General features: G+C 71.6%; 21 protein-coding genes. 14 read left to right on the forward strand and 7 right to left on the reverse strand.

The window, feature by feature from the left end; translation table 11 throughout:
* Nucleotides 1-46: 46 nt before the first annotated feature.
* Entirely contained in the window at nt 47-895 is an 849-nt protein-coding gene (locus KGD87_RS24345; protein WP_284662955.1) for an HAD family hydrolase, read from the reverse strand.
* Between the two features lie 204 nt (nt 896-1,099).
* Between KGD87_RS24345 and KGD87_RS24350 the strand changes: the two genes are divergently transcribed.
* The 3 genes from KGD87_RS24350 to KGD87_RS24360 all read left to right on the forward strand — a co-directional run bounded on the left by KGD87_RS24350 (nt 1,100) and on the right by KGD87_RS24360 (nt 4,072).
* Nucleotides 1,100-1,462: a hypothetical protein gene (locus KGD87_RS24350; protein WP_284662957.1), complete on the forward strand. Its 363-nt coding sequence runs from the start codon at nt 1,100-1,102 to the stop codon at nt 1,460-1,462.
* 158 nt (nt 1,463-1,620) lie between these two features.
* Nucleotides 1,621-3,132 (forward strand): hypothetical protein, encoded by a 1,512-nt coding sequence (locus KGD87_RS24355; RefSeq protein ID WP_284662959.1) that lies wholly within the window; start codon nt 1,621-1,623, stop codon nt 3,130-3,132.
* Nucleotides 3,133-3,211: 79 nt separating this feature from the next.
* The gene (locus tag KGD87_RS24360; protein ID WP_284662960.1) at nt 3,212-4,072 is read left to right on the forward strand and encodes a hypothetical protein; all 861 of its coding nucleotides are present in this window, start codon (nt 3,212-3,214) and stop codon (nt 4,070-4,072) included.
* 15 nt (nt 4,073-4,087) lie between these two features.
* Here the strand turns inward: KGD87_RS24360 and KGD87_RS24365 are convergent, their stop codons facing one another.
* Nucleotides 4,088-4,492 (reverse strand): response regulator, encoded by a 405-nt coding sequence (locus KGD87_RS24365; RefSeq protein ID WP_284662961.1) that lies wholly within the window; start codon nt 4,490-4,492, stop codon nt 4,088-4,090.
* A 288-nt stretch (nt 4,493-4,780) separates the two neighbouring features.
* Between KGD87_RS24365 and KGD87_RS24370 the strand changes: the two genes are divergently transcribed.
* Nucleotides 4,781-5,716, forward strand: coding sequence for a porin family protein (locus KGD87_RS24370; RefSeq protein ID WP_284662962.1), 936 nt, complete (start codon nt 4,781-4,783; stop codon nt 5,714-5,716).
* Between the two features lie 64 nt (nt 5,717-5,780).
* Here the strand turns inward: KGD87_RS24370 and KGD87_RS24375 are convergent, their stop codons facing one another.
* Together KGD87_RS24375 and KGD87_RS24380 are read right to left on the reverse strand one after the other, a co-directional pair.
* Nucleotides 5,781-6,485 carry a nucleotidyltransferase family protein gene (locus tag KGD87_RS24375; protein WP_284662963.1) on the reverse strand — a complete coding sequence of 235 codons (705 nt, stop codon included), beginning with the start codon at nt 6,483-6,485 and terminating at the stop codon, nt 5,781-5,783.
* Between the two features lie 179 nt (nt 6,486-6,664).
* On the reverse strand, nt 6,665-7,627 hold the full coding sequence (locus tag KGD87_RS24380) for a glutathione S-transferase family protein (RefSeq protein ID WP_284662965.1): 963 nt from the start codon (nt 7,625-7,627) through the stop codon (nt 6,665-6,667).
* 236 nt (nt 7,628-7,863) lie between these two features.
* Here KGD87_RS24380 and KGD87_RS24385 point away from each other — a divergent pair, with 236 nt between their 5' ends.
* On the forward strand, nt 7,864-8,730 hold the full coding sequence (locus tag KGD87_RS24385; protein ID WP_284662966.1) for an OmpA/MotB family protein: 867 nt from the start codon (nt 7,864-7,866) through the stop codon (nt 8,728-8,730).
* Between the two features lie 29 nt (nt 8,731-8,759).
* Here KGD87_RS24385 and KGD87_RS24390 read toward each other — a convergent pair whose 3' ends face one another.
* Nucleotides 8,760-9,284, reverse strand: a complete 525-nt coding sequence (locus KGD87_RS24390) for a hypothetical protein (protein WP_284662968.1) — start codon at nt 9,282-9,284, stop codon at nt 8,760-8,762.
* Nucleotides 9,285-9,476: 192 nt separating this feature from the next.
* Here KGD87_RS24390 and KGD87_RS24395 point away from each other — a divergent pair, with 192 nt between their 5' ends.
* Nucleotides 9,477-12,485, forward strand: a complete 3,009-nt coding sequence (locus KGD87_RS24395) for an alpha/beta hydrolase (protein ID WP_284662970.1) — start codon at nt 9,477-9,479, stop codon at nt 12,483-12,485.
* Nucleotides 12,486-12,512: 27 nt separating this feature from the next.
* Complete coding sequence (locus KGD87_RS24400; protein WP_284662971.1) at nt 12,513-13,706, forward strand: OmpP1/FadL family transporter; 1,194 nt, start codon at nt 12,513-12,515, stop codon at nt 13,704-13,706.
* A gap of 84 nt (nt 13,707-13,790) precedes the next feature.
* On the opposite strand, the gene KGD87_RS24405 is transcribed toward KGD87_RS24400, so the two are convergent.
* Nucleotides 13,791-15,008: a cyclic nucleotide-binding domain-containing protein gene (locus tag KGD87_RS24405; protein WP_284662973.1), complete on the reverse strand. Its 1,218-nt coding sequence runs from the start codon at nt 15,006-15,008 to the stop codon at nt 13,791-13,793.
* A gap of 14 nt (nt 15,009-15,022) precedes the next feature.
* Complete coding sequence (locus KGD87_RS24410; RefSeq protein ID WP_284662975.1) at nt 15,023-16,204, reverse strand: cyclic nucleotide-binding domain-containing protein; 1,182 nt, start codon at nt 16,202-16,204, stop codon at nt 15,023-15,025.
* Between the two features lie 196 nt (nt 16,205-16,400).
* On the opposite strand from KGD87_RS24410, the gene KGD87_RS24415 reads away from it, so the two are divergent.
* From KGD87_RS24415 to KGD87_RS24445, 7 genes are all read left to right on the forward strand, one after another.
* A complete protein-coding gene (locus tag KGD87_RS24415) occupies nt 16,401-17,738 on the forward strand; it encodes a WD40/YVTN/BNR-like repeat-containing protein (protein ID WP_284662976.1) in 1,338 nt (445 codons plus the stop codon).
* Nucleotides 17,739-17,745: 7 nt separating this feature from the next.
* Nucleotides 17,746-18,384 (forward strand): hypothetical protein, encoded by a 639-nt coding sequence (locus KGD87_RS24420; RefSeq protein WP_284662977.1) that lies wholly within the window; start codon nt 17,746-17,748, stop codon nt 18,382-18,384.
* Nucleotides 18,381-19,631, forward strand: a complete 1,251-nt coding sequence (locus KGD87_RS24425) for a YncE family protein (RefSeq protein WP_284662978.1) — start codon at nt 18,381-18,383, stop codon at nt 19,629-19,631. Before KGD87_RS24420 ends, KGD87_RS24425 begins: the two co-directional genes overlap by 4 nt.
* The gene (locus KGD87_RS24430; RefSeq protein WP_284662979.1) at nt 19,628-20,347 is read left to right on the forward strand and encodes a c-type cytochrome; all 720 of its coding nucleotides are present in this window, start codon (nt 19,628-19,630) and stop codon (nt 20,345-20,347) included. The genes KGD87_RS24425 and KGD87_RS24430 overlap by 4 nt, the downstream gene beginning before the upstream one ends.
* A gap of 76 nt (nt 20,348-20,423) precedes the next feature.
* On the forward strand, nt 20,424-21,725 hold the full coding sequence (locus KGD87_RS24435) for a DUF1444 family protein (RefSeq protein WP_284662981.1): 1,302 nt from the start codon (nt 20,424-20,426) through the stop codon (nt 21,723-21,725).
* A gap of 17 nt (nt 21,726-21,742) precedes the next feature.
* Nucleotides 21,743-22,237, forward strand: coding sequence for an endonuclease V (locus tag KGD87_RS24440; protein WP_284662983.1), 495 nt, complete (start codon nt 21,743-21,745; stop codon nt 22,235-22,237).
* A 117-nt stretch (nt 22,238-22,354) separates the two neighbouring features.
* A complete protein-coding gene (locus KGD87_RS24445; RefSeq protein ID WP_284662984.1) occupies nt 22,355-23,158 on the forward strand; it encodes a hypothetical protein in 804 nt (267 codons plus the stop codon).
* Nucleotides 23,159-23,164 lie beyond the last annotated feature (6 nt).

Raw genomic sequence — 23,164 nt, forward strand, 5'->3', positions numbered from 1 at the left:
TCCCTTCACCGGGAGGCGGGGCTTCGTGTTTCCGCGGGCCCGGCCTTCAGCGCAGGCGGGGCAGCACGCCGTGCAGGCTGCGGTCCACGCCGCCGCGCGCGCCCAGCAACTCCATGGCCTTCAGCTCGTAGGGCAGCACGTTGTCGCGGGCCACCAACTGCACGTGCGCGCCCAGGGCGGCGGGCAGCGCCAGGTCCAGCTCGTAGATGTCACCGGCCACCAGCGTCTCTTCCGGCGTGGTGCCCGTGGCCTCCCAGACGCGCTTGAGGGCCTCGAAGTACCGGCCCCGGCGCAGGTAGACGGGGCGGCGCAGCACGCCGTCCAGCGTCTGCGTCTCCGGCACCGCGGTGAAGCGGGCATCTGGCGCGTCCGGCGCGTCCAGGAGGAACTTGCGCGCGTCCCCGGACACCGTCAGCTTCTCGCGCCCCCTGGGCGCCAGCTGGTCCAGCTTCTTCTCCACCAGGTCGGTGTGCGCGTTGGTCACCACCGTCACTGGCAGGCCCGTGGCCACCAGCGCCTCCAGCACCTCCTTCGCCTCCGGCTTGAAGGCGGTGGCCGAGTGCGCGTAGGCCTCGCGGTAGAGCGTCTGCACCACGTCGGAGCGGCGGGCCTCGTCCTGGCCCTGCCCGAAGCGCTGCATGAGGCGGTGGGCCGCGCAGGTGGCCGTCAGGTACGGGTCCGCCGTGGCGGGCGCCACCACCCGGCCGCCCAAATCCCAGCCCAGCGCGTCCGCGCCCGCGCGCAACGCGGCGACCTCCTCCTCCCACGCGGACTCCAGGTCCTCCCCCACCGCCGCCGCCAGGCCCTGCCGGAAATGCCGGAGGAAGGGCGCGCTCTCCGCCGCCACGTCCGTGAAGGTTCCGTCGAAGTCCAGCACCACGCACGCAATCGCCATCAGACCACCGGCTCCCGAAGTTGAGGAAAGGGGCCGGATGACGCCTCACCCACGGGCCTCGAAGCAAGCCCAGCCGCATCAACGGGCGGACGGGGGTCCGCGCCCTGGCGCGCACGCCGCGCGGGAGCCGGCCTGGGCGCTCTCCCACGTCCTCCCCTTGAAGCCTACCCCGCCCAGGCCGCTAACCTCGCGGGCATGGAAGCGATGCAGCGAAACGAGTCGGCGCCCCCGCGCCGGGCGTGGCTGCCCTGGGGCCTGCTGGTGAGCGCGGTGCTGCTCGCCACGACAGGGGCCTGGGCGGGTTCGCGCTCCATCTCCGCCCTGGTGGAACGCAACGACGCCCTGACGCGCGAGGCGGCCGAGTCCGAGGCCCGCGTGGCCGAGCTCCAGGCCCTGCGCGAGGCCATGTCGCGCCGGCTGCGCACACTGGAGCAACAGCACCACGCCGCCTATGCCGCCGCGGTGACGGCCACCGCCGCGTGCACCACGGCGCTCCAGCCCCCGCCCGCGCCGGGCAAGCCCGAGCCCCGGCGCGTGGCCAAGGCCAAGAAGCAGGGCCGGCGCTGACGGCGCGTGGCCTCCACGTCCACACCTCCTGAGCGGGTGTGGACCCCCAGGCAACAGGGCCCACCGCCAACCCCGCGAAACCGCGGGCCTGCGTGTCCGGCCCGCTACGTGCTACCCCAGAGCCACCGAGTCCCTTTTCGCTCCGAGGTCCACGCTCCATGTCGCCCTTCGCGCTTCGCCTTTCCTCGCGCTCCTCGCGGGCCGCGCTCCTGTTCCTGACCGCGCTGCTGCTTCCCCAGGCTCCGGTTCAGGCGGAGCCCGGCATCCGCATCCTGAACTCGCTCCGCACCGAGGAGCTGGCCTTCAACGCGCTCACCACCAACCGGGCCGCGCTGGAGGCCCTCACCGAGCTGCCGCTGCACACGCAGTCGTTCGCCAGCGACGGCCGGCTGAAGCACACGCTGGAGCACCCGCCCGCCCGGGAGGTGATGACCTATCTGACCGAGTGCGCGCTGCCGTCCGGCGCCACCGTGAAATGGAAGAGCCGCGCTGGCGACATCCACGCCTTCAAGGGCGAGGTGGGGCTGTGCCCGGAGTGGGAGAAGGACAAGCCGACCCAGGCCTGCCTGGGCTACGTGACGGCCTGTCTGCTGGCGCGCAACAACGCCTTCGGGGACAGCGTGATGGTGTCCATGCGCGGCGAGGACTCACGCGAGCTCCGGCGCTTCAACCCGTCAGGCAACCGCCACGAGTGGAGCCCCATGTTCCTGCCCTGCGCGTCGGGCGAGGCGGGCCTCCAGGCCGAGTGCGGCTGGCTGGGTGAACACGTGGGCGCCTGCACCCCGGGCGAAGAGGTGACGGTGGCCGCGGGCGCGCCCCACCCGGCCACCTGCACCGGCCGCCTGGGCCGCATCTTCGGCGACCGGGTGCTGCGCGTGTGCGAGGACCCGCGGGGCTGTGCCTGGGGGGACCGCGTGGCCGACACGCTCGACAACCCCTGCGGCGGCATCGAGCCCAGCGTCGACTTCAAGTGCCCCGCGAGCGGCCGCTACAGCATCATGTCCGCGCCCTACAGCCGCGCCGCGACGCCGGGTTCGTGGGTGGCCCCGGTGGCCACCGCCGGCACCTACCCGGCCGAGCCCTTCGGCGCGTACACGTTCCGGGAGGGCGCCTTCTACGGAAACATGTTCGACTCGCGCGAGCTGACGGTGGAAGTCGTCCTCAACCCGGATACCTTCGAGCCCAAGCTCGTCAACCTGCGCTTCAAGGGCGTGGTCCACGACAACGTCCACGCCTGCCACGGCCGGGACTGGGTGGACGGCGACAGCCACCTGCGCTCGCGCATCTGCGCCAACGCCGACATCGGTGGCCAGCAGATTTCCGGCTGCATGGCGCACGCGGCGGGCCCCTGCGAGCCAGGCAGCTACAACCCCCGCCCCGCCCGCTGCAAGGTGAATGACGGCACCGCCGTCTGGGGGGACGGCGACTTCGAGGGCTGCAAGGACTCGCGCGGCATCCATCACCCCGAGCCCATCACCGTGTTCCTGCGCTCGCCCTGCGAGAACGTGGACCCCCAGGCACAGACCACCTGTGGGGGGACGTGTGACTACTCCGTGTCCCCTCCCAAGTGCACGGATTCGTGCAAGCTCAAGAAGTCCCCGGGCCAGTGCCTGCAGACGGACGCGTGCCTGAAAGACCCCGCCGACTGCCCACCGCCGCCCAAGCAATGACGCGGATTGAATAAAGCAGGCCGCCGGGCGTCCAGGACTCCGGCGGCCGCATCCCCGGCCCATCCTCAGGAGCGACCCCGTGTTCCCAATCCGGACCTTGCTGTGTGCCCTTCTCGCGCTCGCGCTGGGTCTGGGTCCCACGGCGGCCGAGGCCCGCTTCGGCAAGCGCTCCCGGCCGTCCCAGAGTGAGCCGAAGCGGGATGGGGATGACAAGGAGCACGGGGCCTCCGCCATCGGCTCGGACGACGATGACGACGACGACGCGCCCCGGCGGACGTCCCGGCCGCGCTCCTCGCGCAACCGGCGGTACGCGAGTGGCGGCTCGAGCACCGCGTCGGTGAGCTGGCTCTCCTTCTTCTTCGCCACCGGCAACCACCGGCTGAGCCTGTCGCCGGAGCTGCGCGGAGCGCGCCACGCGGCGCCGCTCTCCTTCCGCCTGGGCCTTCAGGGCGGGCCCGTCAACGAAGGGGGCGGCGGCGCCGACCTGTTCCTCGGGCTGGAGGGCCGGCGCTTCGGCGTGGACCTGCGGCTGACGGGCCTGGGCCTGCCCACGGATGACGGGACGAGCGGCTCGGACTCCATCACCTTGACGCAGTCCCACCTCACCTGGGCGCTCATCTCCCACGAGCGTGCCCGCGTGCGCGCGGAGGCGGGCGTCAGCACCGCGCACGCGCCGGACATCACCTTCGTCGGCCCCAGCCTCGGCGCCTCCCTGGAGGCCTGCATCGCCGGCCCCCTGGACCTGGAGGCCCGCGTGCAGGTGACGCCCTTCCCCTACCGGCAGGTGGACGCGAGCGCCGCGCTGGCGTTGCACCTGGGCGCGGTGGTGCTGCGCGGCGGCTACCGCGGCATGGTGCTGGACGACGCCGGCTACGTGGATGGCGTCTCCCACGTCGACACCTTCTACGGGCCCTTCCTGGGCCTGGGCCTCACCTACTGACGTCTTCTGGAGTCCTCACGCGGGCGTCTTCACCACGCCGCCGGCCACCGGGCAGTGCCGCCGCGTCGCCTCCAGCAGCATCTCCAGCCTCACGGGCTTGCGCAGCACCCCCGCCGCGCCAGGAGGCAGTGGCCCGGCCTCCGCCGTCATCACCACCACCGGCGTCCCGGCGAAGCGCTCATCGGACCGCAGCCGCTCGAGCAGCCCTCGCCCGTCCACGCGCGGAATCTCCCAGTCGAGCAGCACCAGGCAGGGGGACTCCAGCGCCGCGAGCACGCGAAGGGCTTCCACGGCGTTGATGGCCATGGACACCTCGAAGCCCTCGTCGTGCAGCGCTTCCGCCATGGCCCCCCGAACGTCCGGGTCATCCTCCACAATCAGGACCTGCGGCTGCACCACGGGATGAGTCACACCCGGCACCCTAGTCCCTCCTCCGCGCCCAGGCACGAGCGACTTCGCCGCATTCCGCTCTCTGTCAAAGCATGAGCATCTGCCGGGCCCGAGCATGCACATATTACAGCTCGGGAAAGGCCGCTGCCGCCCGCCAGCACCACGCGCCAGATTCGCGGCGACGGCGAACCCCGCCGCGGTGTCCGGCGCCGCACAGCACGCGCTGGTGGACGACACGTCGCGCTGGAGGCCCATGGTCCGTGGGGAGGGAAGGCGGTTGAATCCGCCCGCCCCCGAAATCCCCACGAGGAGTGGACCTTGCCTGCATCCAAGGCCGTGCTGTGCGCCGCGCTCGCGGCGGGTGTCCTGCTGGGCACCTCCCCCGCCCAGGCGCGCTTCGGCAAGCGCGGCACCTCCTCGTCCTCGGCTTCGTCCCGGAGCACGTCCCGCCAGGCCTCCCCGTCCCAGGTGTCGCGCGGCGACCGGGCGCATCCCGCGTCCGCCATTGGCCAGCGCCGCGAGGGCTCGCGGGGCAACCGCCGCACCCACCCGGCCTCCGCCATTGGCCGGGAGCGCACGCCCCGGGGTGACGACGCGCCCCGGCGGCGCGTCACGCGCGTGCGCCGGCTGCCACCGGGCGTCATCGTCACGGGGGCCCTCATTGGCGCCACCCGCCCGGGCTTCGCCTCCGCGCGGCCCGCCCAGCGGGTGATGCGCGAGCCGGAGGACACGGTGCCGCTGCTGGTGCGCATGGGCGTGCAGGGGGACTTGCTGGGCGACGCCGGGGCCATGGGGCTCTTCATGGCCATGGACGGCCGCCGCCTGGGTCTGGACACGCGCATCACCGGCATGACGCTGCCCGCGACGGAGGGCTCGGAGGCCACCGTCCGCATCACCCTGCTGAGCGCGCATGCCTCCGCGGCGCTGTGGGCGGGAGCGCGGGGCCGGCTGCGGCTGGAGGGCGGCTTCGCCAGCGCGCATGCGCCGAGCATCCTCTTCGTGGGCCCCAGCTTCGCCGCGTCCGCGGAGGCCTGCATCGGCGCCTCGCCAGTGGACATCGAGGCGCGCATCCAGGCGGTGCCCTTCCCGCACCGTCAGGTGGATGCCCAGGCCGGCCTGGCCCTGCACGCGGGAGCGCTCAACCTGCGCGGCGGCTGGCGCGCGCTCTACCTCAACGATGCCGGGCACACGAACGGGGAGGAGCAAGTCGAACGGCTCACCGGCCCGTACCTGGGGCTGGGCCTCACGTTCTGACGCATCGAGTGGTGCTGGCCGGAGCCCCTTGTCTCACGGGCCCCAGCCAGCCCTCCGCCACACGTTACTCGTCGGACGCGGCGGCCATGGGCGCAGAACCGCCGCCCAGCTCACCTCCCAGCTCCGCCACGTTGGACGTCGCCGGGCCGGTGCCGCGCTTGCTGGTGCCGCGCCGCTTGGGCGGAGGCGCCAGCCGCGGCTGCGTGCCGAACAGGCGCTCGTACGTCTCCGGCGTGTTGATGTTCACCACCACGCCCGGGTCCTTCACCGGCACGCGGCGCACCTTCATCGCCGCCAGCGCGGGCTCCAGTTGCGAGCCGTCCGCGGCGCGCAGCCGCTCCGCCCCGCTCCGGGAGAGCACCAGCGGCCAGCCGGGCGCGCCCTCGAACTCCGGACGCAGCAGCTCATCCGCGTCTTGCTCCATCTTCAGGAGCGACTTGAGCGTGGACGCGCGCAGCGCCGGCATGTCCACCGGATGCAGCAACACCACGTCCGCGCCCGCCTCCAGCGCGGCCTCCAGCCCCGCCTTTATCGACAGGAGGGGCCCCTCCTGCCACCGCTCCGCCTCCACCAGCTCCATTCCCGGATGCTGCTCGCGCACCGCCTCGGAGTCCTTCCCCACCACGCCGAGCACCATGGAACCCGCCTTGCCAAAGGTGGATGCCAGGGACTGGAGGAAGCTCTTGCCTCCCTCATGCTCGATAAGCGCCTTGGGGTGGCCCATCCGCCGGGCCTCACCCGCAGCGAGGATGATCGCCACTGCCTTCATGCCAGCCTCCTCCGCCCCCATGAATGAACGCCGCAGGCCCGGGGGCCTCCGCTCAAAGGCTGTGGCGTCCGCGTGGGATTGCAGCCCACCCCTGGGTCCCAGCCGTCAGCCAGACGCCAGTCACTCCGGACGGGTGTTCGCTGGATGAGCATCCGGCCAGGCGCTCCGTCCTCCATCCGTCATCCGAAACGCCGGGCCCTGTCATGGGGCTCCCCGAGCGGCACCGTGGGCCCCAGCGGCACCACGCGCGTGGGGTTCACCGTCGTCTGGCTCCAGTAGTAGTGCAGCTTGATGTGGTCCAGCTGCGTCGTCTCCGTGAAGCCGGGCGTCTGGTAGAGGTCCTTCAGGTACCCCCACAGGTTTGGATAGTCCTGGATGCGCCGCAGGTTGCACTTGAAGTGGGCGTGGTACACGAGGTCGAAGCGCACCAGCGTCGTGTAGAGACACACGTCCGCCTCGGTGAGCGCGCTGCCGCACAGGTAGCGCCGCGTGCCCAGCACCTGCTCCCACGTGTCGAGCGCGGCGAACAGCTCGCGGCACGCGTCCTCGTAGGCCTCCTGGCGGGTGGCGAAGCCCGCGCGGTACACGCCGTTGTTGATGGACGGGTAGATGGCGTCCAGCGTGGCGTCCACCTGCGCGCGCAGGTGCGGCGGCGCCAGCTGCACGGACGCGTCCCCGTACGCGTCGAACTCCGTGTCCAGCATGCGCAGCAGCTCGCGCGACTCGTTGTTGACCACCGTCTCCCGCTGGCAATCCCAGAGCACCGGCACCGTGACGCGGCCCGTGTAGTCCGCGCGGGCCTTCACGTAGAGTTCCCGCAAAAACGCGAAGCCGTAGAAGGGCTCCGGGTCGGAGCCGGGGTAGCCCTGGAAGGTCCACCCGTCATCACCCATGCGCGGGTCCACCACCGTCAGGCCGATGGCGCCCTCCAGCTTCTTCAGCTTGCGGATGATGGCCAGCCGGCTGGCCCACGGGCACGCGTAGGAGATGTAGAGGTGGTAGCGCCCCGGCTCGGCGGGGAGGCCGCTGGCGCCATCCGCCGTGACGCGCTCACGGAACACCGTGGGCGGGCGCTCGAAGCGCCCCTCCGCGTCGGGCGCGTACCAGCCCGTGTGCCACCTGCCCTCAATCAACTGTCCCATGGCGGACGCCTCCCCGCGCTCAACGTGTCCATCCTCGCCGCCAGATGCACCACCTCCGGCGCGGGTTTCCGCTCCCAGGCCGGGTCCGCCGGACGCGGCGTGCGAAGGGGCGGGCTCCCTTCTAACACCGCTGCAACCTTGCACCGCCAGACACCTGCGCACACCGGGGCGCCTTGAGGCGCACCCTGGACGTCTGGCTACGGTGGCCCCCGTTCAGCCACTCGGGAGGTCTCGACATGACGGAGTCCACGCAGCACGGCCAGGCACAGCATGGACGGCCCTGGGTGCCCTGGCTGGTGACGGCGTTGGTGGTGCTGATGTCGGGCGGGATGATGTACCTGGCGCACCGCGGGACGAGCCGGGCCGAGGCGCTGGCGGAGCAGTCCCGCCAGTCCGCCATGGACGCCGCCACGCGGGCACGGGACGCGGAGACCGCGCGGCTGCAGCTGGAGCAGAAGCTGGCGGCGCTGGAAGCCGAGCGCACCCAGCTCGCCACGGAGAAGGAGCAGCTCAGCCAGACGGTGCAGGAGCAGGAGGCGGAGCTGGCGAAGCTGAAGGCCACCTACGACGACCTGCAGGACAAGATGAAGGCGGAGATCGCCGACGGCGCCATCCGCCTGTCCCAGGTCGAGGGCCGCATCCAGGTGGACCTGGTGGACAAGGTGCTGTTCGACTCCGGCGACGCGAGCATCAGCGCGCGCGGCCAGGAGGTGCTGACGCGGCTGGGCAGCGTGCTGGCCAAGGTGGAGGACAAGTCCATCCAGGTGTCGGGCCACACGGATGACTCGCCCCCGTCGCAGAAGCTGCAGAGCATCTTCCCGTCCAACTGGGAGCTGTCGGTGGCGCGCGCGGTGAACGTGGTGCGCTTCCTCCAGGACACCGGCGGCGTGCCCGCGCGGCGGCTGGTGGCGGCCGGCTACGGGCAGATGCGGCCGGTGTCCACCAACGCGACCCCGCTGGGCCGCGCGCGCAACCGGCGCATCGAGGTGCTCCTCATGCCGGACCTGCCCTCCAAGCGCACGCCGGCCGCGGCCGTCCAGCGCGCCATCGCGGGTGGCGCCGCGACCAAGGCCCAGGCGAAGCCCGCGCGCGGGGCGAAGTAGCCCCGCGCCGGCGGGTGGCGCCTCTTTCGCTACTGCTTCTTCACCGACTCCAGCAGCTTGCGGAAGGACTTCTCCGAAGCGGCCACCGTCTTCTCCGGGCCCGTCAGCTTGAAGAAGACGGCGCCCTGGGCGCCCTCGACGATGGCGCCCAGCAGGCGGAAGCCGGGCTTGGGCGTGGAGGGGCCCATCATCGGCCCGCCGCCCGTGTACGTGCCCTTCACGTCCACCGTCGTCAGCGGCAGCCCGTTGAGCTTCTCCGCCTTCGTCTTCGCCTCCTTCGTGATGGGCTTGCCGTCCGCCGTCTGGAACTGGCCCACCCAGCGCTTCACGTTGGCGTCCACCGCGCCGCCCTGCCCCGGGCCGAAGTAGAAGACGGCCAGCTCCGCGCCCTCCGTGTCCCCCTTGGCCGCGGGAAGCTTGTACGTCGCCGCGCGCATCGGCCGGGGCCCCTGCACCGCCCATTCCGCGGGCGCCGTCCACGTCAAGCCCCCCGCGTCCTCCGCATGCGCCACCACGGCAACGGCCACCACCAGCACACCCAATAGTCGGTTCATGCGCGGCAGCGTAACCGCCCGGGGCCCACTGCGCAGCGTGTCAACGACCGCCCGTCTCACCACCCCGCACGCGCCATCACAAGTGACACAACGCGTCAAGTCCCCCGTCTTCCTGCCAACCCATGGACGTGGTACGCCACGAACGTTTCCAGTCCAGTCATCCCAACCCAGGACTTGGAGGGGGTTGTACCCATGAGAAAGGTGTTGTTCCTCGGGGCTATTGCCCTGGGCGCCTCGGCCTGTACTCCCGACATCGCCCAGGACCCGCCGCGGAGCGCCGAAGACTCCGTCGTCGCGGAGTTCGATCCGACCGGGTCCCCGCCCGTCGTCCCGTCGCCCAACGACCTGGCCATCGTCAATGGCCTGGTCAACGCGCCCATCAACCCACAGGCGCCCGCCGCGGAGCAGGAGTTCACGCGCGACTACGTGAACACGCTCAACGGCTTCCCCACCACCGTCACCGCGACCACCCGGATCCAAGGCCTGGAGGCGGGGACGGTCAACACGAACACGGTGAAGATCATCGACGTGTACGCGGGCACGCCGCTGGCGAAGCCGGCGACGCCCAGCTACATCGGGTACAACGAGGAGACCAACCTCGTCACCATCATCCCCCCGCTGCCCGCGGGCTGGCCCAAGGGTGGCCGCTACGCGGTGGCCATCATCGGCGGTGAGAACGGCGTGAAGACGACGGCCGGCAAGCCGGTCATCCCGTCCGCCACGTGGGCCTTCGCCAGCTCCACCGAGTCGCTGGTCACCTGCGACGACCTGCAGGCCCCCGACTGTCAGACGGCCACCGAGCTCATCCCCTCCACGGTAACGGAGCCCGCCGCCCGCCTGGCGGACCAGACGGCCAGCGCCCTGCGGCTGGAGCAGCTGCGCCGCGGCTACGCGCCCATCCTGAACCTGGTGTCCGAGCAGTTCAGCGTGAAGCGCGAGGACATTGTCCTCCTGTGGACCTTCAGCATCATGGACCACCCGGAGGCCACCTTCGACCCCGCCGGCAGCGTCATCCCCTTCCCCAATGACCTGCTGCGCGTGCGGGCCACGGAGACGACCCCGGCCCACCTGAACCTGCCCCTGCCCCCCGAGGCGGGCCCCGCGCAGAGCCTCATCGCGGGCCTCAACACGCTGGACGGCTGGTCCACCACCGCGCCCATCGTGTCGGAGAACGGCGCGACCCGCGGCCCCATCGACCCGGGCTCCCTGCTGGACGCCAACACGGTGCGGCTGAAGATTGGCTTCGCGCCGGACGCCGAGGGCACCGAGGATGATGCGAAGACCACGCTGCGCTTCGTCAAGCTGACCAACCCCACCTCGGGCACCAACCCCCAGGTGAAGGCGTGCTTCAACTGCGAGCCCGTCGTGGAGGGCCTGACGCCGGCGCCGAACTCGCCGCAGCAGCTCCAGATTGTCCCGGAGGTGCCGCTGGACGAGGCCACCCAGTACGGCGTGGTGATGCTGCGCGGCATGAAGGACACGCTGGGCCGCACCGTGGCGCCCACCGCCGCGCAGGCGCTGATGCGCATGGCCAACCCGCTGGTGGACGCCAACGGCAAGAGCCAGGTGGCCGCCGTTCCGGACGACCTCGCCGCGCAGTTGGAGCCGGCGCGTCTGGGCATGAAGCCGCTGTTCGACGGCCTGGAGGCCGCGGGCATCCCGCGCAAGGACATCAACCTGGCCTGGGCCTTCACCACCCAGAGCACCCGCTCCATCCTCGAGGTGCTGAACGGTGCCCCCACGCAGGTGCCGGCCGACCCGGTGTACCTGGTGGACCAGACGGCCACCATCAAGGGCACGATGGACGCCCTGACGCTGGACAACGACGCGGTGGGCCGCGTCTTCATCGGCGCGTACCACTCGCCCTTCCTCCTGGATGACGCGCAGGGCACGCTCAACCGCGCCACGCCGCGCATCGACCGCGTGCCGTTCATGCTCTTCACGCCCGCCGGCACGGCGCCCGCGGACGGCTACCCGGTGGTCGTCTTCGGCCACGGCCTGACGGGCAACCGCACCAACATCATGACGGTGGCCAACAACTTCAACGCGGCGGGCTACGCCGTGGCGGCCATCGACACCGTGTTCCACGGTGAGCGCGCCAGCTGCGCCGGCATCAGCGAGGCGTCCCCGGTCGTCGTCGACGAGAACCGCGATGGCACGCCCGAGTACGTCTTCACCACGCCGGACGAGGCCTGCGATGACGGCGACACCTGCGACGTGACGGCGGGCAGCCCCACCTTCGGCCGCTGCGTGTCGAACAACCGGCCCGCGTGCAGCGTGGCGCCGGACGCCTCTCCGCACGGTGACCTGTTCTGCTCCAGCCAGGGCCTGGGCCGCTGCGTGGCCGCGCCTGGCAGCGCCGCCGGCACCTGCGAGGGCGGCGACTTCGCCCGTCCCGGTCCCACCCAGCCGCCGTACGTCTCCGGCGCGGGCTTCCTGAACCTGGTCAACCTGTTCGCCACCCGCGACAACTTCCGCCACCACGTGGTGGACTTCGCCCAGTTCGTGCGCGCGCTGGACACCGACAGCCTCAACGGCCGCCTGGCCGGCGCGGGCGCCGGGACGCTGAACACCAGCCAGTTCAACTACGTGGGCCAGAGCCTGGGCGGCATCCAGGGCGTCCTGTCCGCCTCCGTGTCCCCTGTCGTGAGCCGCACGGCGCTCAACGCGGTGGGCGGTGACCTGGTGGACATCCTCCTGACGGCCACGGACCCGACGTTCGTGCAGTACCGCACGGGCTTCTTCAACTCCCTGGCCAGCATTGGCCGCACCCCGGGCACGCCTGAGTTCTACGAGTTCATCACCCTGGCGCGCACCATCCTGGACCCGGCCTCGCCCCGTAACTACGGCAAGTACCTGGAGAACTGGCCCGAGGACGATTCCAAGCCGCCGCTCCCCGCCAACCGCGAGGCGTTCATCCAGTACATCCAGGGCGACCTGGTCATGCCCAACCCGGTGACGAAGGGCCTCATCGACGCGGCCAACCACCCGCTGGTCAACGCCTCCACGCCTCGCACGGTGCAGTCGTACCTGGCGGACGTGCAGGGCCTGCCGGCGAACGTGCGTCACGCGTTCTTCGGCATCGTGGACCCCTCACAGGACCCCGGCTCGGCGACCAGCCAGTTCCTCCGGTCCGTGCGCAACACCGCCCAGAACCAGGTCATCGAGTTCCTGAACACGGGCACCGCGCCCACCCCGTAACGGCCTCAAGAGAGAGAACGAACCCCCATGAAGAAGACACTCTCCCTCATCACGTTGCTCGCCGCCGGGACGACCCAGGCCGCGGGCTTCCAGGTCAACACCCAGAGCGCCCGCTCCTCGGGCATGGCCAACGCGGCGGCAGCGTGGCTGGACGACTCGTCCGCCATCTACTCCAACTCGGCCAACATCCTGGGCGTGGAGAAGCTGGACATCACCGCGGGCGTCACGGGCATCCTCCCCAGCTTGCAGTTCACCCCCACGGGTGGCCCGGTGCAGGGGCAGAAGACGACGCTGTCCCCGCCGCCGCACGTGTTCGCCGTGTACAAAATCTCGGACTCGCTGGCGGCCGGCGTGGGCTTCTACACGCCGTTCGGCGCGAGCAGCCGGTGGGAAGACGGCTTCGTGGGCCGCTTCCGCGCCCAGGAGTCCGGGCTGTCCATCTACAACATCAACCCCACGGTGGCGTACCAGGTGCACGACCGCTTCCGCGTGGGCGTGGGCCTCAACATCGCCCGCGGCACGCTGGAGATTAAGCGCGCGCTGGGCTTCGTCACCAGCGAAGGCCAGGTGCACCTGGGCGGCGCGGGCTGGGGCTTCGGCTTCAACGCCGGCGTCCAGGCCGTGGTGGTGCCCAAGCTGGTGACGTTGGGCGTGCAGTACCGCAGCGCCATCGGCATGACGTTCAAGGGCGACGCGGACTTCCAGAACGTGCCGCCGGCCTTCCAGGGCCGCCTGCCGGACACCCGCGTGGAGGGTGACGTCAAGCTGCCGCAGTCGGTGGTGGCGGGCATCGCCGTCACGCCGCTGGACCGCCTGACGATTGCGTTCGACGCCAACTGGGTGGGCTGGTCCAGCTTCCCGGAGCTCGCCATCGAGTTCCCGGACAACCCGGCCATCAACAACCCGCTGCCGAAGAACTGGCGCTCGACGTGGAACTTCCACCTGGGCGGTGAGTACGGCATCACCGACGCGCTGCAGGTGCGCGCCGGCGTGCTGCTGGACCCGGCGCCCAGCCCGGATGACACGCTGACGCCGGACCTGCCGGACGCGGACCGCTTCGGCGTGTCGGCGGGCGTGGGCTACAGCTTCGGCGCGGTGCGCGTCGACGCGGCCTACCAGTTCGTCAACCTGTCGGACAAGAACAGCACGGCGCCGGGCATCTCCGGCGTCTACAACGGCACGGCCCAGGTGTTCGGCCTGACGCTCGGCTACACCATGTAGTCTTCCGGCACCGTCCGGACCTCACCGCGCCCGGGTCTCCTCACGGAGGCCCGGGCGTTGTGTTTCCAGCGCCAGCCCCGCGCGTCAGACGCGCAGGTCTCCGTCGTGCAGCACCCGCCCGGAGGACAGCGCCTGCGCCGTGCGCTGGAGCCGCTCCGTGCCCATGCGCATCAACTGGCCCCTGAGGCCCGGCTGGCTGAGCAGGTGCTTCTGGAAGGCGTCGCGCTCCAGCCGCAGCACCACGCTCGCCACCTCCGCGCGCACCGTGACGGACACCGGCTTGTCCAGCAGCAGGGAGATTTCACCGAAGACGTCGCCCTCGCGCAGCTCCGACAGCGCCACGCGCCGCCCATGGGGCTGCTCCAGCCACGGCGTGCAGCGCCCGCGCAGCAGCACGTAGAAGGCGTCTCCCGGCTGGCCCTGCGTCATCAGCGCCTCGCCCGCGGCGAAGGAGCGCAGCTCGAAGTCGCGCGACACCGCGGCCTTCTGCGCGGGCGTCAGCTGGTTGAAGAGCGGGTTGCTGCGCAGCAGGTTCTCCACCATCCGCCGCCGGTAGAAGGCCTCCACCACCGCCGTCACGTCCGGATGCCGCGCCGCCACCGCCTCCAGGTGCTGGCGCGTGAGCTCCAGCAGCACCGCGCGCTCGGTGGCCACCACGGTGGCGAGCCGGGGCCCCTCGGAGATGAGCGCCAGCTCCCCGAAGAAGTCTCCCGGCGTCACGGTGCCCACGCTCCGCCGCTGGCCGTCCTCCAGCGCGCGCATCACGTCCGCTCGGCCCTCCACCATGGCGAACATGGAGGCGCCCGGCGTCCCCTCCTCCACCACCGTCTGGCCCGGAAAGAAGGCGCGCACCTGGAGCGCCTCGAGCAACGCGACGAAGGTCTCCCGGCTCACCTGCGACAGGATGGGCAGCCTCTGGGCGCCCTCCTCTGAGACCTGCACCCGGGTGGCCTCCACGGACACCGTGGCGCCCGGCGGAAGGGCGAAGCGCTCCGCCAGCACGCGCGCGGTGCGCACCAACGCGGCGTGGGTCGCGCCCAGCCGGGGCAGGGCCACGCACGCGGCCACCGCGCGCAGGGGCTGGCCCGCCTTCGTCCAGGCCAGCGCGGCCTCCTGGTACGCGGCGGCGGCGTCCGAGGGACGGCCGAGCCACTCCAGCAACTCCGCCACCTTCTGACGCACCTCCGCGTCGTCCGGCGCGTCCTTCACCACGCCCTGGTACTCCGCCAGGGCCTCCTCCAGCTTGCCCTCGCTGGCGAGCTGAACGGCTCGCTGCCTGTCCGCGCCGTGCCCGTGCGCCATGGCCACCTCCCTTGCTACGCGCTGAGCGCGCGCACGCGCTCCGCGAGCTTTTCCGTGAAGAGGCGGAGGATGCGCAGCGCGGCCGCCTCGTGCGTGTCCAGGTAGTGCTGGAAGTCCACGCGCGTCACCCGCAGGGCCCGCACGGCCGTGCGCGCGCACACCTGCGCGGACGTGTCTCCGTCCAGGATGAGGGAGATTTCGCCGATGAAGGCCCCGGGCCCCAGCGTGTTGAGCAACCGGGCGCCGGGCTCCGGACCGACGAGCACGTCCACCGTCCCCTCCAGCAGCACCAGCAGCCCCGAGCCGGGCGCGCCCTTCTCCAACACCGTGGCCCCCTGCGCGAACTGCACCGGCCGCGCCAGTTGGTAGAGGTCCTTCATGTCCACCAGGGACAGCTCACCGAAGAGGGGAATGGCCTTGAGGTATTCGTAGCCGTCCGGCGGCGGCTGCGGCGGCGCGCGGGCGGGCTCCACCGACGGGCCACCATTCAGGTTCAGGTGACGCAGCAGCCGCGTGTGCTCCGCCTGGAGCGCGATGTCCCCCTGGAGCTCCGATGCCTGGAGCGCATCCGCCAGCAGCACCAGCGCTCGCCACGAATCCCCCTGCGCGTCCAGCAGCGCGCTCATCCGCAGCACCGCCTCACGCCGCGCCACCGCGATGTCCGGGGACACGGCGCGCAGGGACTCCAGCTCCGCGTGGGGGTTGCCCAGCTCGCGGTACACCGCCGCGGCCTCCATGGGGCGGCGCAGCCGGGTGAGGCAGCGGGCCATGCCCTCGCGCGCCCGCAGGGACTGGTACAGCGACAGCGCCCGCTCCAGCGCGCCGCCGCGCTCGAAGGCTGCCGCCGCCCGGGACGGCTCACCCGCGCGCAGCCACGCCTCCGCGGCCAGGAGCAGCGCGCCCGCCTGCTCGTGGAGCTGTGCGGCGTCGGCCGCGGCGCCATCCATCTCCAGCACCCGCGCGGCGCCAGCGAAGTCACGCGCCCGCCGCAGCACCGACACCAGCGTGGCGCGAGCGGACGCGGATGCGCGCGAGGACTCCGCCAGCACGGCGTCCCGCTGCGACGCCGCCAGGGCCTCGTAGGTGCGGACGGCCACGTCCACCGTCCCCTGCGCCACCGCCTCCCAGAAAGGCCGCGGGCCCGTGCTGGCGGGCAACTCGTCACCGTGCGCGGGCTCCACCGAGGAACGTGCCATGCCGTGAACTCCCCCAGGCACCCCGGTGCCCACCCCCTGGGCGCTCCACGTGCCGGATACAGCGCCGTGCGTAGCAGACCCCATGAGGGGAGGCGAGCATCCTCGCGAGGCTCCGGGCCCGCGATTGCCCCCGCTATGCTCCGGCGAGGCGAACGTTCACGTGGGAGGCCGGCACGTCCTCCCGGAGTCCATTGGCATGAAGTCGCGCATCACGGTCGCCTGGAGCACCATCGCGTCCCTCCTGGCCTTGCTGCCTGGAATGGCGGCGCATGCCCACGCGGGCCTCCCGGAGACGTCCAACATCACCCTCCGCCGAGGCCACCCCCAGGACTTCTTCTCCGGGACGACGTTCGGCGCGGTCATCTCCCGCGACAGCGGCAAGACGTGGCGCTGGGTGTGTCCGGATGCCATGGGGTATGGCGGATGGCGCCCGGAGGCCTACCTGTGGCGGGAAACCGGAGACATCCTCGCCGCCACCGGCAGCGCGCTGCTCCACTCCCCGGACGCGGGCTGCTCCTGGCGCACGCACCCCTTCTTCAAGTCGACCTGGGTGACGGGGCTGGCGGCCCACCCCACCGATGACCGCGTCTTCCACGCCGTCACCGGACGGCCCGGCATCGCCAACGGCGTGTACCGCTCCGACGACGGCGGGGAGACGTGGACCGCCACGCCGCTGCTGCGCACGGGGCTGGAGCTGAACGCGGTGCGCGTGTCTCCGGTGGACCCCCGCCGCCTCTACGTGTCGGGCGTCTCCAACAACCAGATGGTGGTGCTGCGCAGCGACGACGCGGGCGACACCTGGCAGGAGTTCCCCCACGCGCTGCCGGAGCTGCTGCGGCCCTACGCGCTGACGGTGGTGGCGGTGGACCCCGTCGCCGTGGACGGGGTGTGGGTGCGCGTGTCCGCCCAGGGCTACACGCACCTGCTGCGCAGCGAGGACGGGGGCCGCACGCTGACGCAGGTGACGGTGCTGGATGACACGTTCATCAACATGGACCTGTCCTCCGATGGCGGCACCGCCTGGGTGGGCACCCTCAACTACTTCTTCATGGGCTCGAGCACCGGCCCGCTGGAGAAGCAGCCCCTGCCCACCGGCAACGCGTGCGTGCTGCGCGACGGCGAGACGCTCTACGGCTGCGGCTCCACCTGGCTGCATGACTGGGCCCTGGCGCGCAGCACGGACCAGGGCCGCACCTGGGAGCACCTCTTCGCGCTGTACGAAATCCAGGGCACGCAGCTGTGCCCGCGTGGAACCCCCGTGCGGGACCTGTGCCCTGCCCGCTGGCCGCAGCTCGCGGAGCAGTTGGGCGCGCCGCTCTACCCGGATGGTGGCGTGGAGGAGCCACCACCGCCGCCGGACGCGGGCACGCCCGACGCGGGGACACCGGACGCGGGCACCGCCGACGCGGGGCAACAGCCACCCGAGCCGAAGTCCGGTGGCTGCGCCGCCGCCTCGGGTCCCCCCCTTCCCCTGCTGTTGCTGCTGTCCTCCCTCCTCCCGAGGCGCCGTGGCCCACGGCGTCCGCACCGATAGGCTCCTGATGACACTCCCGAATCGAAAGCCGCGGTGGGCCCCCTGCGCGGCCGCGCTGCTGGTGCTGGGCACCGCCTGCGACGGCGGCGAGGACGCGCCACCGGGCGAAGCGTGCGGCGAGCCGCTCTACAGCGGCGATGCCACCGACGAGGCGTGGCGCACCTTCGTCGACGCGCAAGGCCGGCCCACCGACAGCTCCATGGCGGTGACGTTGGAGTCCCCCGTCCAAGGTCAGACCTATGCTTCGGACGCGGCGCCGCCCACGTGGCGCTGGTTCTCTCCGCTGGCCTCCCGGCTTCCATCCCACGCGCCCCTGACGCCCGTCCGCCCGCGCGAGACACCCCGGGCCATGCTGGCGTGGCTGGGCAACCTGCTGCTGCCATCCGCCCAGGCGCACCTGCCGCCCGTCACCGGCGACTTCTACTGGGTGCAGGTCACCGTGCCCGGGCGGCGGTGTCCGGTGGAGCTGCTGACGTCGGACATGGCGTGGCAGCTCGACGCGGCGACCTGGGACGTGCTCCGTGCGGCTTCGGGTCAGGACCTCCGCGTCCAGGTGACCAGCGCCTACCTGGTCCAGAACCGGCTGCGGGAAGGTCCGTATCGCTTGGAGGCACCCCACACCATCCGCATGGAGACTTCACGATGAAACACCGGGCCCCGTGGTGGATGCCGGCGCTGGCGCTGCTGATGGCCGGCTGTGATGAGAACTCGGCGCGGGTGGTGGGCGTGACGCCGCCGGAAGGGCTGGACTACGCGCACGAGGAGCCCTGGCGGGAAGGAACGTTCATTCCACCGCCGGGCCCCGGCGGACGCATCCTGGTCACCAACAGTCTGGACGACACGCTCAGCCTGGTGGAGCTGAACACCGTGGGCACGCCGGACTTCCGCGAGCTTGCGCGCGTGCCGGTGGGGCTCAACCCGGTGGAGCTGGAAGGACCGCACCACACCGCCGTGTCGCCGGCGGGGGACTTCTATTACGTCGGCATCTCCAACTACGTGCCAGGGGGGGGCTCGGGGCCGCATGGGGCCCACGGCACTGGCGCGGATGACGGCTACTGCCTGAAGCTGGACGCGCGCGACAACCGGCTCGTGGGCTCGGTGCGTGTGAACCCCAACCCCGGCGACGTCATCATCACCGCGGATGGGAGCACGCTGTACCAGACGCACTTCGACACGCTGAAGATTGCCGAGATGGCGCGCCAGGGCCGCCCCGAATCCGACATGAACGCGAACCTGGCCATCATCGACGCGCGGACGATGACTCGGAAGGCCATGGTGGAGGTGTGCCCCGCGCCTCACGCGGTGCGCCTGTCCGCGGACGAGCGCACGGCCTACATCGCCTGCTGGTCGGACGAGGTGGCCATCGTCGACCTCGCGGAGGCGAACCCGCCGGTGACACGGGTCAAGGTGGCGGCGGGCTCGGGCGGCGCGGTGACGCCCCGGCACCAGCCCTACGCGCTGACGCAGTCCCCCACCACGGGCGAGGTCTGGGTCAGCTCCATGGCCAGCCGGCAGGTGCAGGTGCTCAATCCCCAGACGCGCACGATGATGCCCGAGCGCGCCGTGCCGCTGCGCGGGCCGCCGATGTTCGGCGCCTTCACCGCGGATGGGCGCACGCTGTACATGCCCTACCAGTTGGTGGACGCGCTGGCCGTCATCGACCCGGAGACGGGCACCGTGCTGCGCGAGGTGCAGCTTGCGGACGCTGGCTGTCTCAACGTGCATCAAGTCACGCTGACACCCGACGAGCGCATCGGCCTGGTCGTCTGCGAAGGCGACCACGTGGAGCCGGGCACGCTGCACGCGGTGGACCTGGTGGAAGGCACGGTGATGGGCACGGTGGAGGTGGGCATCTTCCCGGACTCGGTGAGCATCCTGCGGGGGCAGCCATGAAGCGCGCGGCATGGGGGGTGGTGGCGCTGGCCCTGGTGATGACGGGCTGTGACGACGGCGGCGATGGCCGCGTGCCGGCGGCGGAGTACGGCGAGGTGCTGTTCAACGACTCGCGGTTGTCGGAGAGCGGCTTCAACAGCTTCTCGTGCGCGACGTGCCACGCGACGACGCCCACCGCGCCGGCGGGGCGGATGGACTCCGGCTACACGCTGTATGACTCGGCGTTCCGGGAGCGCTGGTGGGGCGGCTTCGAGACGCGCCTGCTGGACGCGGTGAACTTCTGCTACGTGAACTTCATGCGGGGCGTGACGCCGCTGCCGAAGGACTCTCCGCAGAGCCGGGCACTGTACGAGTACCTAGTGAGCATCAGCCCGAGCCCGTCCGCGCCGGCCCGCCCCTTCACGGTGGTGAAGGACATCGTCGAAGTCACACGCGGTGACGTGACGCGCGGACAGCAAGTCTATGTGGAGGCCTGCCAGAGCTGCCACGGCGAGCCCCACACCGGCGCGGGCCGGCTGACCGAGCTGGCGTCGATTCTGCCGGAGGTGACGGACGACTACGACGCGCTGTTCCCCGGCGTGCCCAAGTCACTGGTCGTCATCGAGAAGGTGCGGCACGGCCAGTTCTTCGGTGTCGGGGGCAACATGCCGCTCTACGGCCTGGAGACCCTGTCCGACGAGGACCTGGGCGCATTGCTCGCATTCCTGGCTTTGTGACGGGACCTGCGTGTTCCGGTGGAGCCCACGGGCCACCGGGCATAACCTCGCCGCGGACACATACGTGGGAGCGAGCATGGGGTTCTGGGGCAGGCTTTTCGGGAGGAAGACACCAACGGCCGCCGAGACTCCTCCCGGCCCCGCCAACGACTGGGCGGTGGAGCCGCGCGAGGCGTTGATGCGGCAGGTGGAGGCCCTGCTGCGCACCGACCCGGCGGTGGAGAAGGTGGTGCGGCGCACGCAGGACTACGGGCTCGACATCACCCGTGCCGGCAGTGACGGCACCTTCTTCCTGGACAACCTCTTCGCGGACACGCGCGAGCTGCCGCCCGACCAGCGCGTCCAGCTCATCCAGCGCTACCTGCGCGCGCTGTGGCAGGAGTCGCCGGATACGCTCCCGTGGGAGCAGGCGCGTGAGCTGCTGCTCCCCGTGCTGCGCGCGTCCACCTTCGGCATGTCGCTGCAGAAGCAGGCGGATGCGGACCGGGAGATGGTGGGGCGGCGCACGCTGCCCTTCCTGCGCGAGCTGCTGGTGATGGACCTGCCGGAGTCCGCCATGTTCGTCCAGCGCCGGCACCTGGAGACATGGGGCATCACCGAGGAGGAGGCCTTCACGGCGGCCCACGCGAACCTGGCCCGCCTTCCGGACGAAGGCGTGGAGCTCTACGACGAGGAGCACGGCCCGCTGTGGACGGTGGAGACGCGCGACACCTACGAGACGTCCCGGCTGCTGCGCCCGGGGTTCCTCGCGTCCTTCGCCGGGCGCGTGGAGGGGCGGCCCATCGCCATCCTCCCGGAGCGCTCCACGCTGCTCATCGGTGGTGACGCGCGTCCGGAGCTGGTGGCACGGCTGAGCGAGAGCGCCGAACGGGAGTACGCGGCCGCGACCCGGTGCCTGACGCCCGCCCTGTACACGGTGGACGACGCGGGACGCGTGGTGCCCTACGTGCATCCCGGGCAGGACGTGCTGTCGAACCGGGTGCGGCTGGCCCACATCCGCCTGGCGTTGGCGGAGTACAGCGCGCAGAAGGAGGCGCTCGACGCGCTCCATGAGGAGCAGGGCGTGGACGTGTTCGTCGCCAGCTACAGCGCGACGGCGCGCAAGCGGGACGAGTTCCCCATCTCCTGGTGTGTCTGGTCGCATGACGTGGACGCCTTGCTGCCGGAGGCGGACATGGTCGCCGTCCGTCCCACGGCGGAAGGCGAGGAGTTCTTCACCGTGCCGTGGCGGGAGGTGCAGCGCATCGCGGGCGGATGTCTCACGCCGGTGCCGGAGCTGTGGCCGCCGCGCTACCGCACCACGCAGACGCCCTCTCCGGAGATGATGGAGCAACTTCGCGCCGCGAAGGTCTCCTTCGAGGACTTCCAGGCGCCCTGAGTCGGGAGGACGAAGCGATGCTTGCCTGCGTGGACGTGGACTACCGCCCCGAGCTCACCGTGGCCGGGTGCGTGCTGTTCCGAAACTGGGCGGATGGGCACGAAGCCTCGCACCTGGTGGAGCATGGGCCCGCCGCCGCGCCCTATGAGCCTGGGCAGTTCTACCGCCGCGAGCTGCCGCACCTGCTCCGGGTGCTGGCGCGGGTGGAGGTGCCACTGGAGGCCATCATCGTGGATGGCTATGCGTGGCTCGGCGAGGACCGGCCCGGGCTGGGGGCACACCTGTACGAGGCGCTCAACCGGGAGGTGCCCGTCATTGGCGTGGCGAAGACGGCCTATGTCACCACGGGGCCGTCGGTGCCCGTGGTGCGGGGGAAGAGCCTGCGGCCGTTGTTCGTCGGAGCGGCGGGCATGGACGCGGCCACGGCGGCGGAGCACATCCGGCGGATGCATGGGCCGTCGCGCACGCCCACGATGCTGAACCGGGTGGACCGGCTCTGCCGCGGGTCCTGAGCGAGCGGCGGCAGCGATAAACCCCCGACATTTTCGAACAGCGCGCGGCGCTTCTCCGTCCGGGGAGCGAGCATCCTCCTGGAATCCTCGCGCCGGGGAGCTTACCTTTGACGGTGGATGGCCTCGCACCCGACCTCACAGCTGGGCTTGTTCGATACGGCGGCGCCTGAGCGCGCGGACGTGTCGGCGGAGCCGCGCGCGAGCACCGGGGTGCGGAGCCGGACTCCGGCCCGTGAGGAAGCGCTTCCGCTGGCGGCGGACCTGGCGCGGCGGTTGTCTTCGATTCTCGGCGTGCCGGTGCATCTGCGGCTCACGGACAACCGGGCCACGCTGGTGAGCTTTCGTCGGGGAGAAGAAGGCCTGCGTCTGCGCGTGCATCACCTCTTCCTTGGCGCGCCGGATGCGGTGGTGCAGGCCATGGCGGCGTATGCGGGCCGGGCGGATGCACAGGCGGGCGAGGTGCTGGAGTCCTACGCGCACGCGCACAGCGAACGGGTCCGCCGGGAGCGACGTCCGGGGAAGCCGCTGCGCGCGAGAGGCCGCTGCTTCGACCTGCAGGCCGTCTTCGCCCGGCTCAACGCGAGCTGGTTCGACGGCCGGGTGCAGGTGGACGTGGGGTGGGCGCGCAAGCCGGCCGGCACGAAGCGTCGCAGCATCCACGTCGGCGGCTATGACGCGCGGCTGCGAGAGATTCGAATCCATCCCGCGCTGGACCGGCCGCATGTGCCCGCGTTCGTGGTGGACTACCTCGTCTTCCACGCGATGTTGCACGCGGACCTCGACGACGGAACGAGCAACGAGGGGCGTTGCGCACCGGAGCACACGCCAGCCTTCCGTGAGCGCGAAGCCCTGTTCCCGCTGCGGGACACAGCCCAGCGCTGGCTGGGTGACAATCACGCGTCCCTGCTGCGCGGCCGATAGCGCGCG

The organism is Myxococcus sp. SDU36 (assembly GCF_030168875.1).
GTDB classification, from domain to species: Bacteria; Myxococcota; Myxococcia; order Myxococcales; family Myxococcaceae; genus Myxococcus; species Myxococcus vastator.

What these genes read in the sequence shown, in the direction of transcription:
- KGD87_RS24345 (WP_284662955.1), bottom strand. Translation starts at nt 895, where the DNA reads ATGGCGATTGCGTGCGTGGTGCTGGACTTCGACGGAACCTTCACGGAC.
- KGD87_RS24350 (WP_284662957.1), top strand. Translation starts at nt 1,100, where the DNA reads ATGCAGCGAAACGAGTCGGCGCCCCCGCGCCGGGCGTGGCTGCCCTGG.
- KGD87_RS24355 (WP_284662959.1), top strand. Translation starts at nt 1,621, where the DNA reads ATGTCGCCCTTCGCGCTTCGCCTTTCCTCGCGCTCCTCGCGGGCCGCG.
- KGD87_RS24375 (WP_284662963.1), bottom strand. Translation starts at nt 6,485, where the DNA reads ATGAAGGCAGTGGCGATCATCCTCGCTGCGGGTGAGGCCCGGCGGATG.
- KGD87_RS24380 (WP_284662965.1), bottom strand. Translation starts at nt 7,627, where the DNA reads ATGGGACAGTTGATTGAGGGCAGGTGGCACACGGGCTGGTACGCGCCC.
- KGD87_RS24385 (WP_284662966.1), top strand. Translation starts at nt 7,864, where the DNA reads ATGACGGAGTCCACGCAGCACGGCCAGGCACAGCATGGACGGCCCTGG.
- KGD87_RS24390 (WP_284662968.1), bottom strand. Translation starts at nt 9,284, where the DNA reads ATGAACCGACTATTGGGTGTGCTGGTGGTGGCCGTTGCCGTGGTGGCG.
- KGD87_RS24395 (WP_284662970.1), top strand. Translation starts at nt 9,477, where the DNA reads ATGAGAAAGGTGTTGTTCCTCGGGGCTATTGCCCTGGGCGCCTCGGCC.
- KGD87_RS24400 (WP_284662971.1), top strand. Translation starts at nt 12,513, where the DNA reads ATGAAGAAGACACTCTCCCTCATCACGTTGCTCGCCGCCGGGACGACC.
- KGD87_RS24405 (WP_284662973.1), bottom strand. Translation starts at nt 15,008, where the DNA reads ATGGCGCACGGGCACGGCGCGGACAGGCAGCGAGCCGTTCAGCTCGCC.
- KGD87_RS24410 (WP_284662975.1), bottom strand. Translation starts at nt 16,204, where the DNA reads ATGGCACGTTCCTCGGTGGAGCCCGCGCACGGTGACGAGTTGCCCGCC.
- KGD87_RS24415 (WP_284662976.1), top strand. Translation starts at nt 16,401, where the DNA reads ATGAAGTCGCGCATCACGGTCGCCTGGAGCACCATCGCGTCCCTCCTG.
- KGD87_RS24420 (WP_284662977.1), top strand. Translation starts at nt 17,746, where the DNA reads ATGACACTCCCGAATCGAAAGCCGCGGTGGGCCCCCTGCGCGGCCGCG.
- KGD87_RS24425 (WP_284662978.1), top strand. Translation starts at nt 18,381, where the DNA reads ATGAAACACCGGGCCCCGTGGTGGATGCCGGCGCTGGCGCTGCTGATG.
- KGD87_RS24430 (WP_284662979.1), top strand. Translation starts at nt 19,628, where the DNA reads ATGAAGCGCGCGGCATGGGGGGTGGTGGCGCTGGCCCTGGTGATGACG.
- KGD87_RS24435 (WP_284662981.1), top strand. Translation starts at nt 20,424, where the DNA reads ATGGGGTTCTGGGGCAGGCTTTTCGGGAGGAAGACACCAACGGCCGCC.
- KGD87_RS24440 (WP_284662983.1), top strand. Translation starts at nt 21,743, where the DNA reads ATGCTTGCCTGCGTGGACGTGGACTACCGCCCCGAGCTCACCGTGGCC.
- KGD87_RS24445 (WP_284662984.1), top strand. Translation starts at nt 22,355, where the DNA reads ATGGCCTCGCACCCGACCTCACAGCTGGGCTTGTTCGATACGGCGGCG.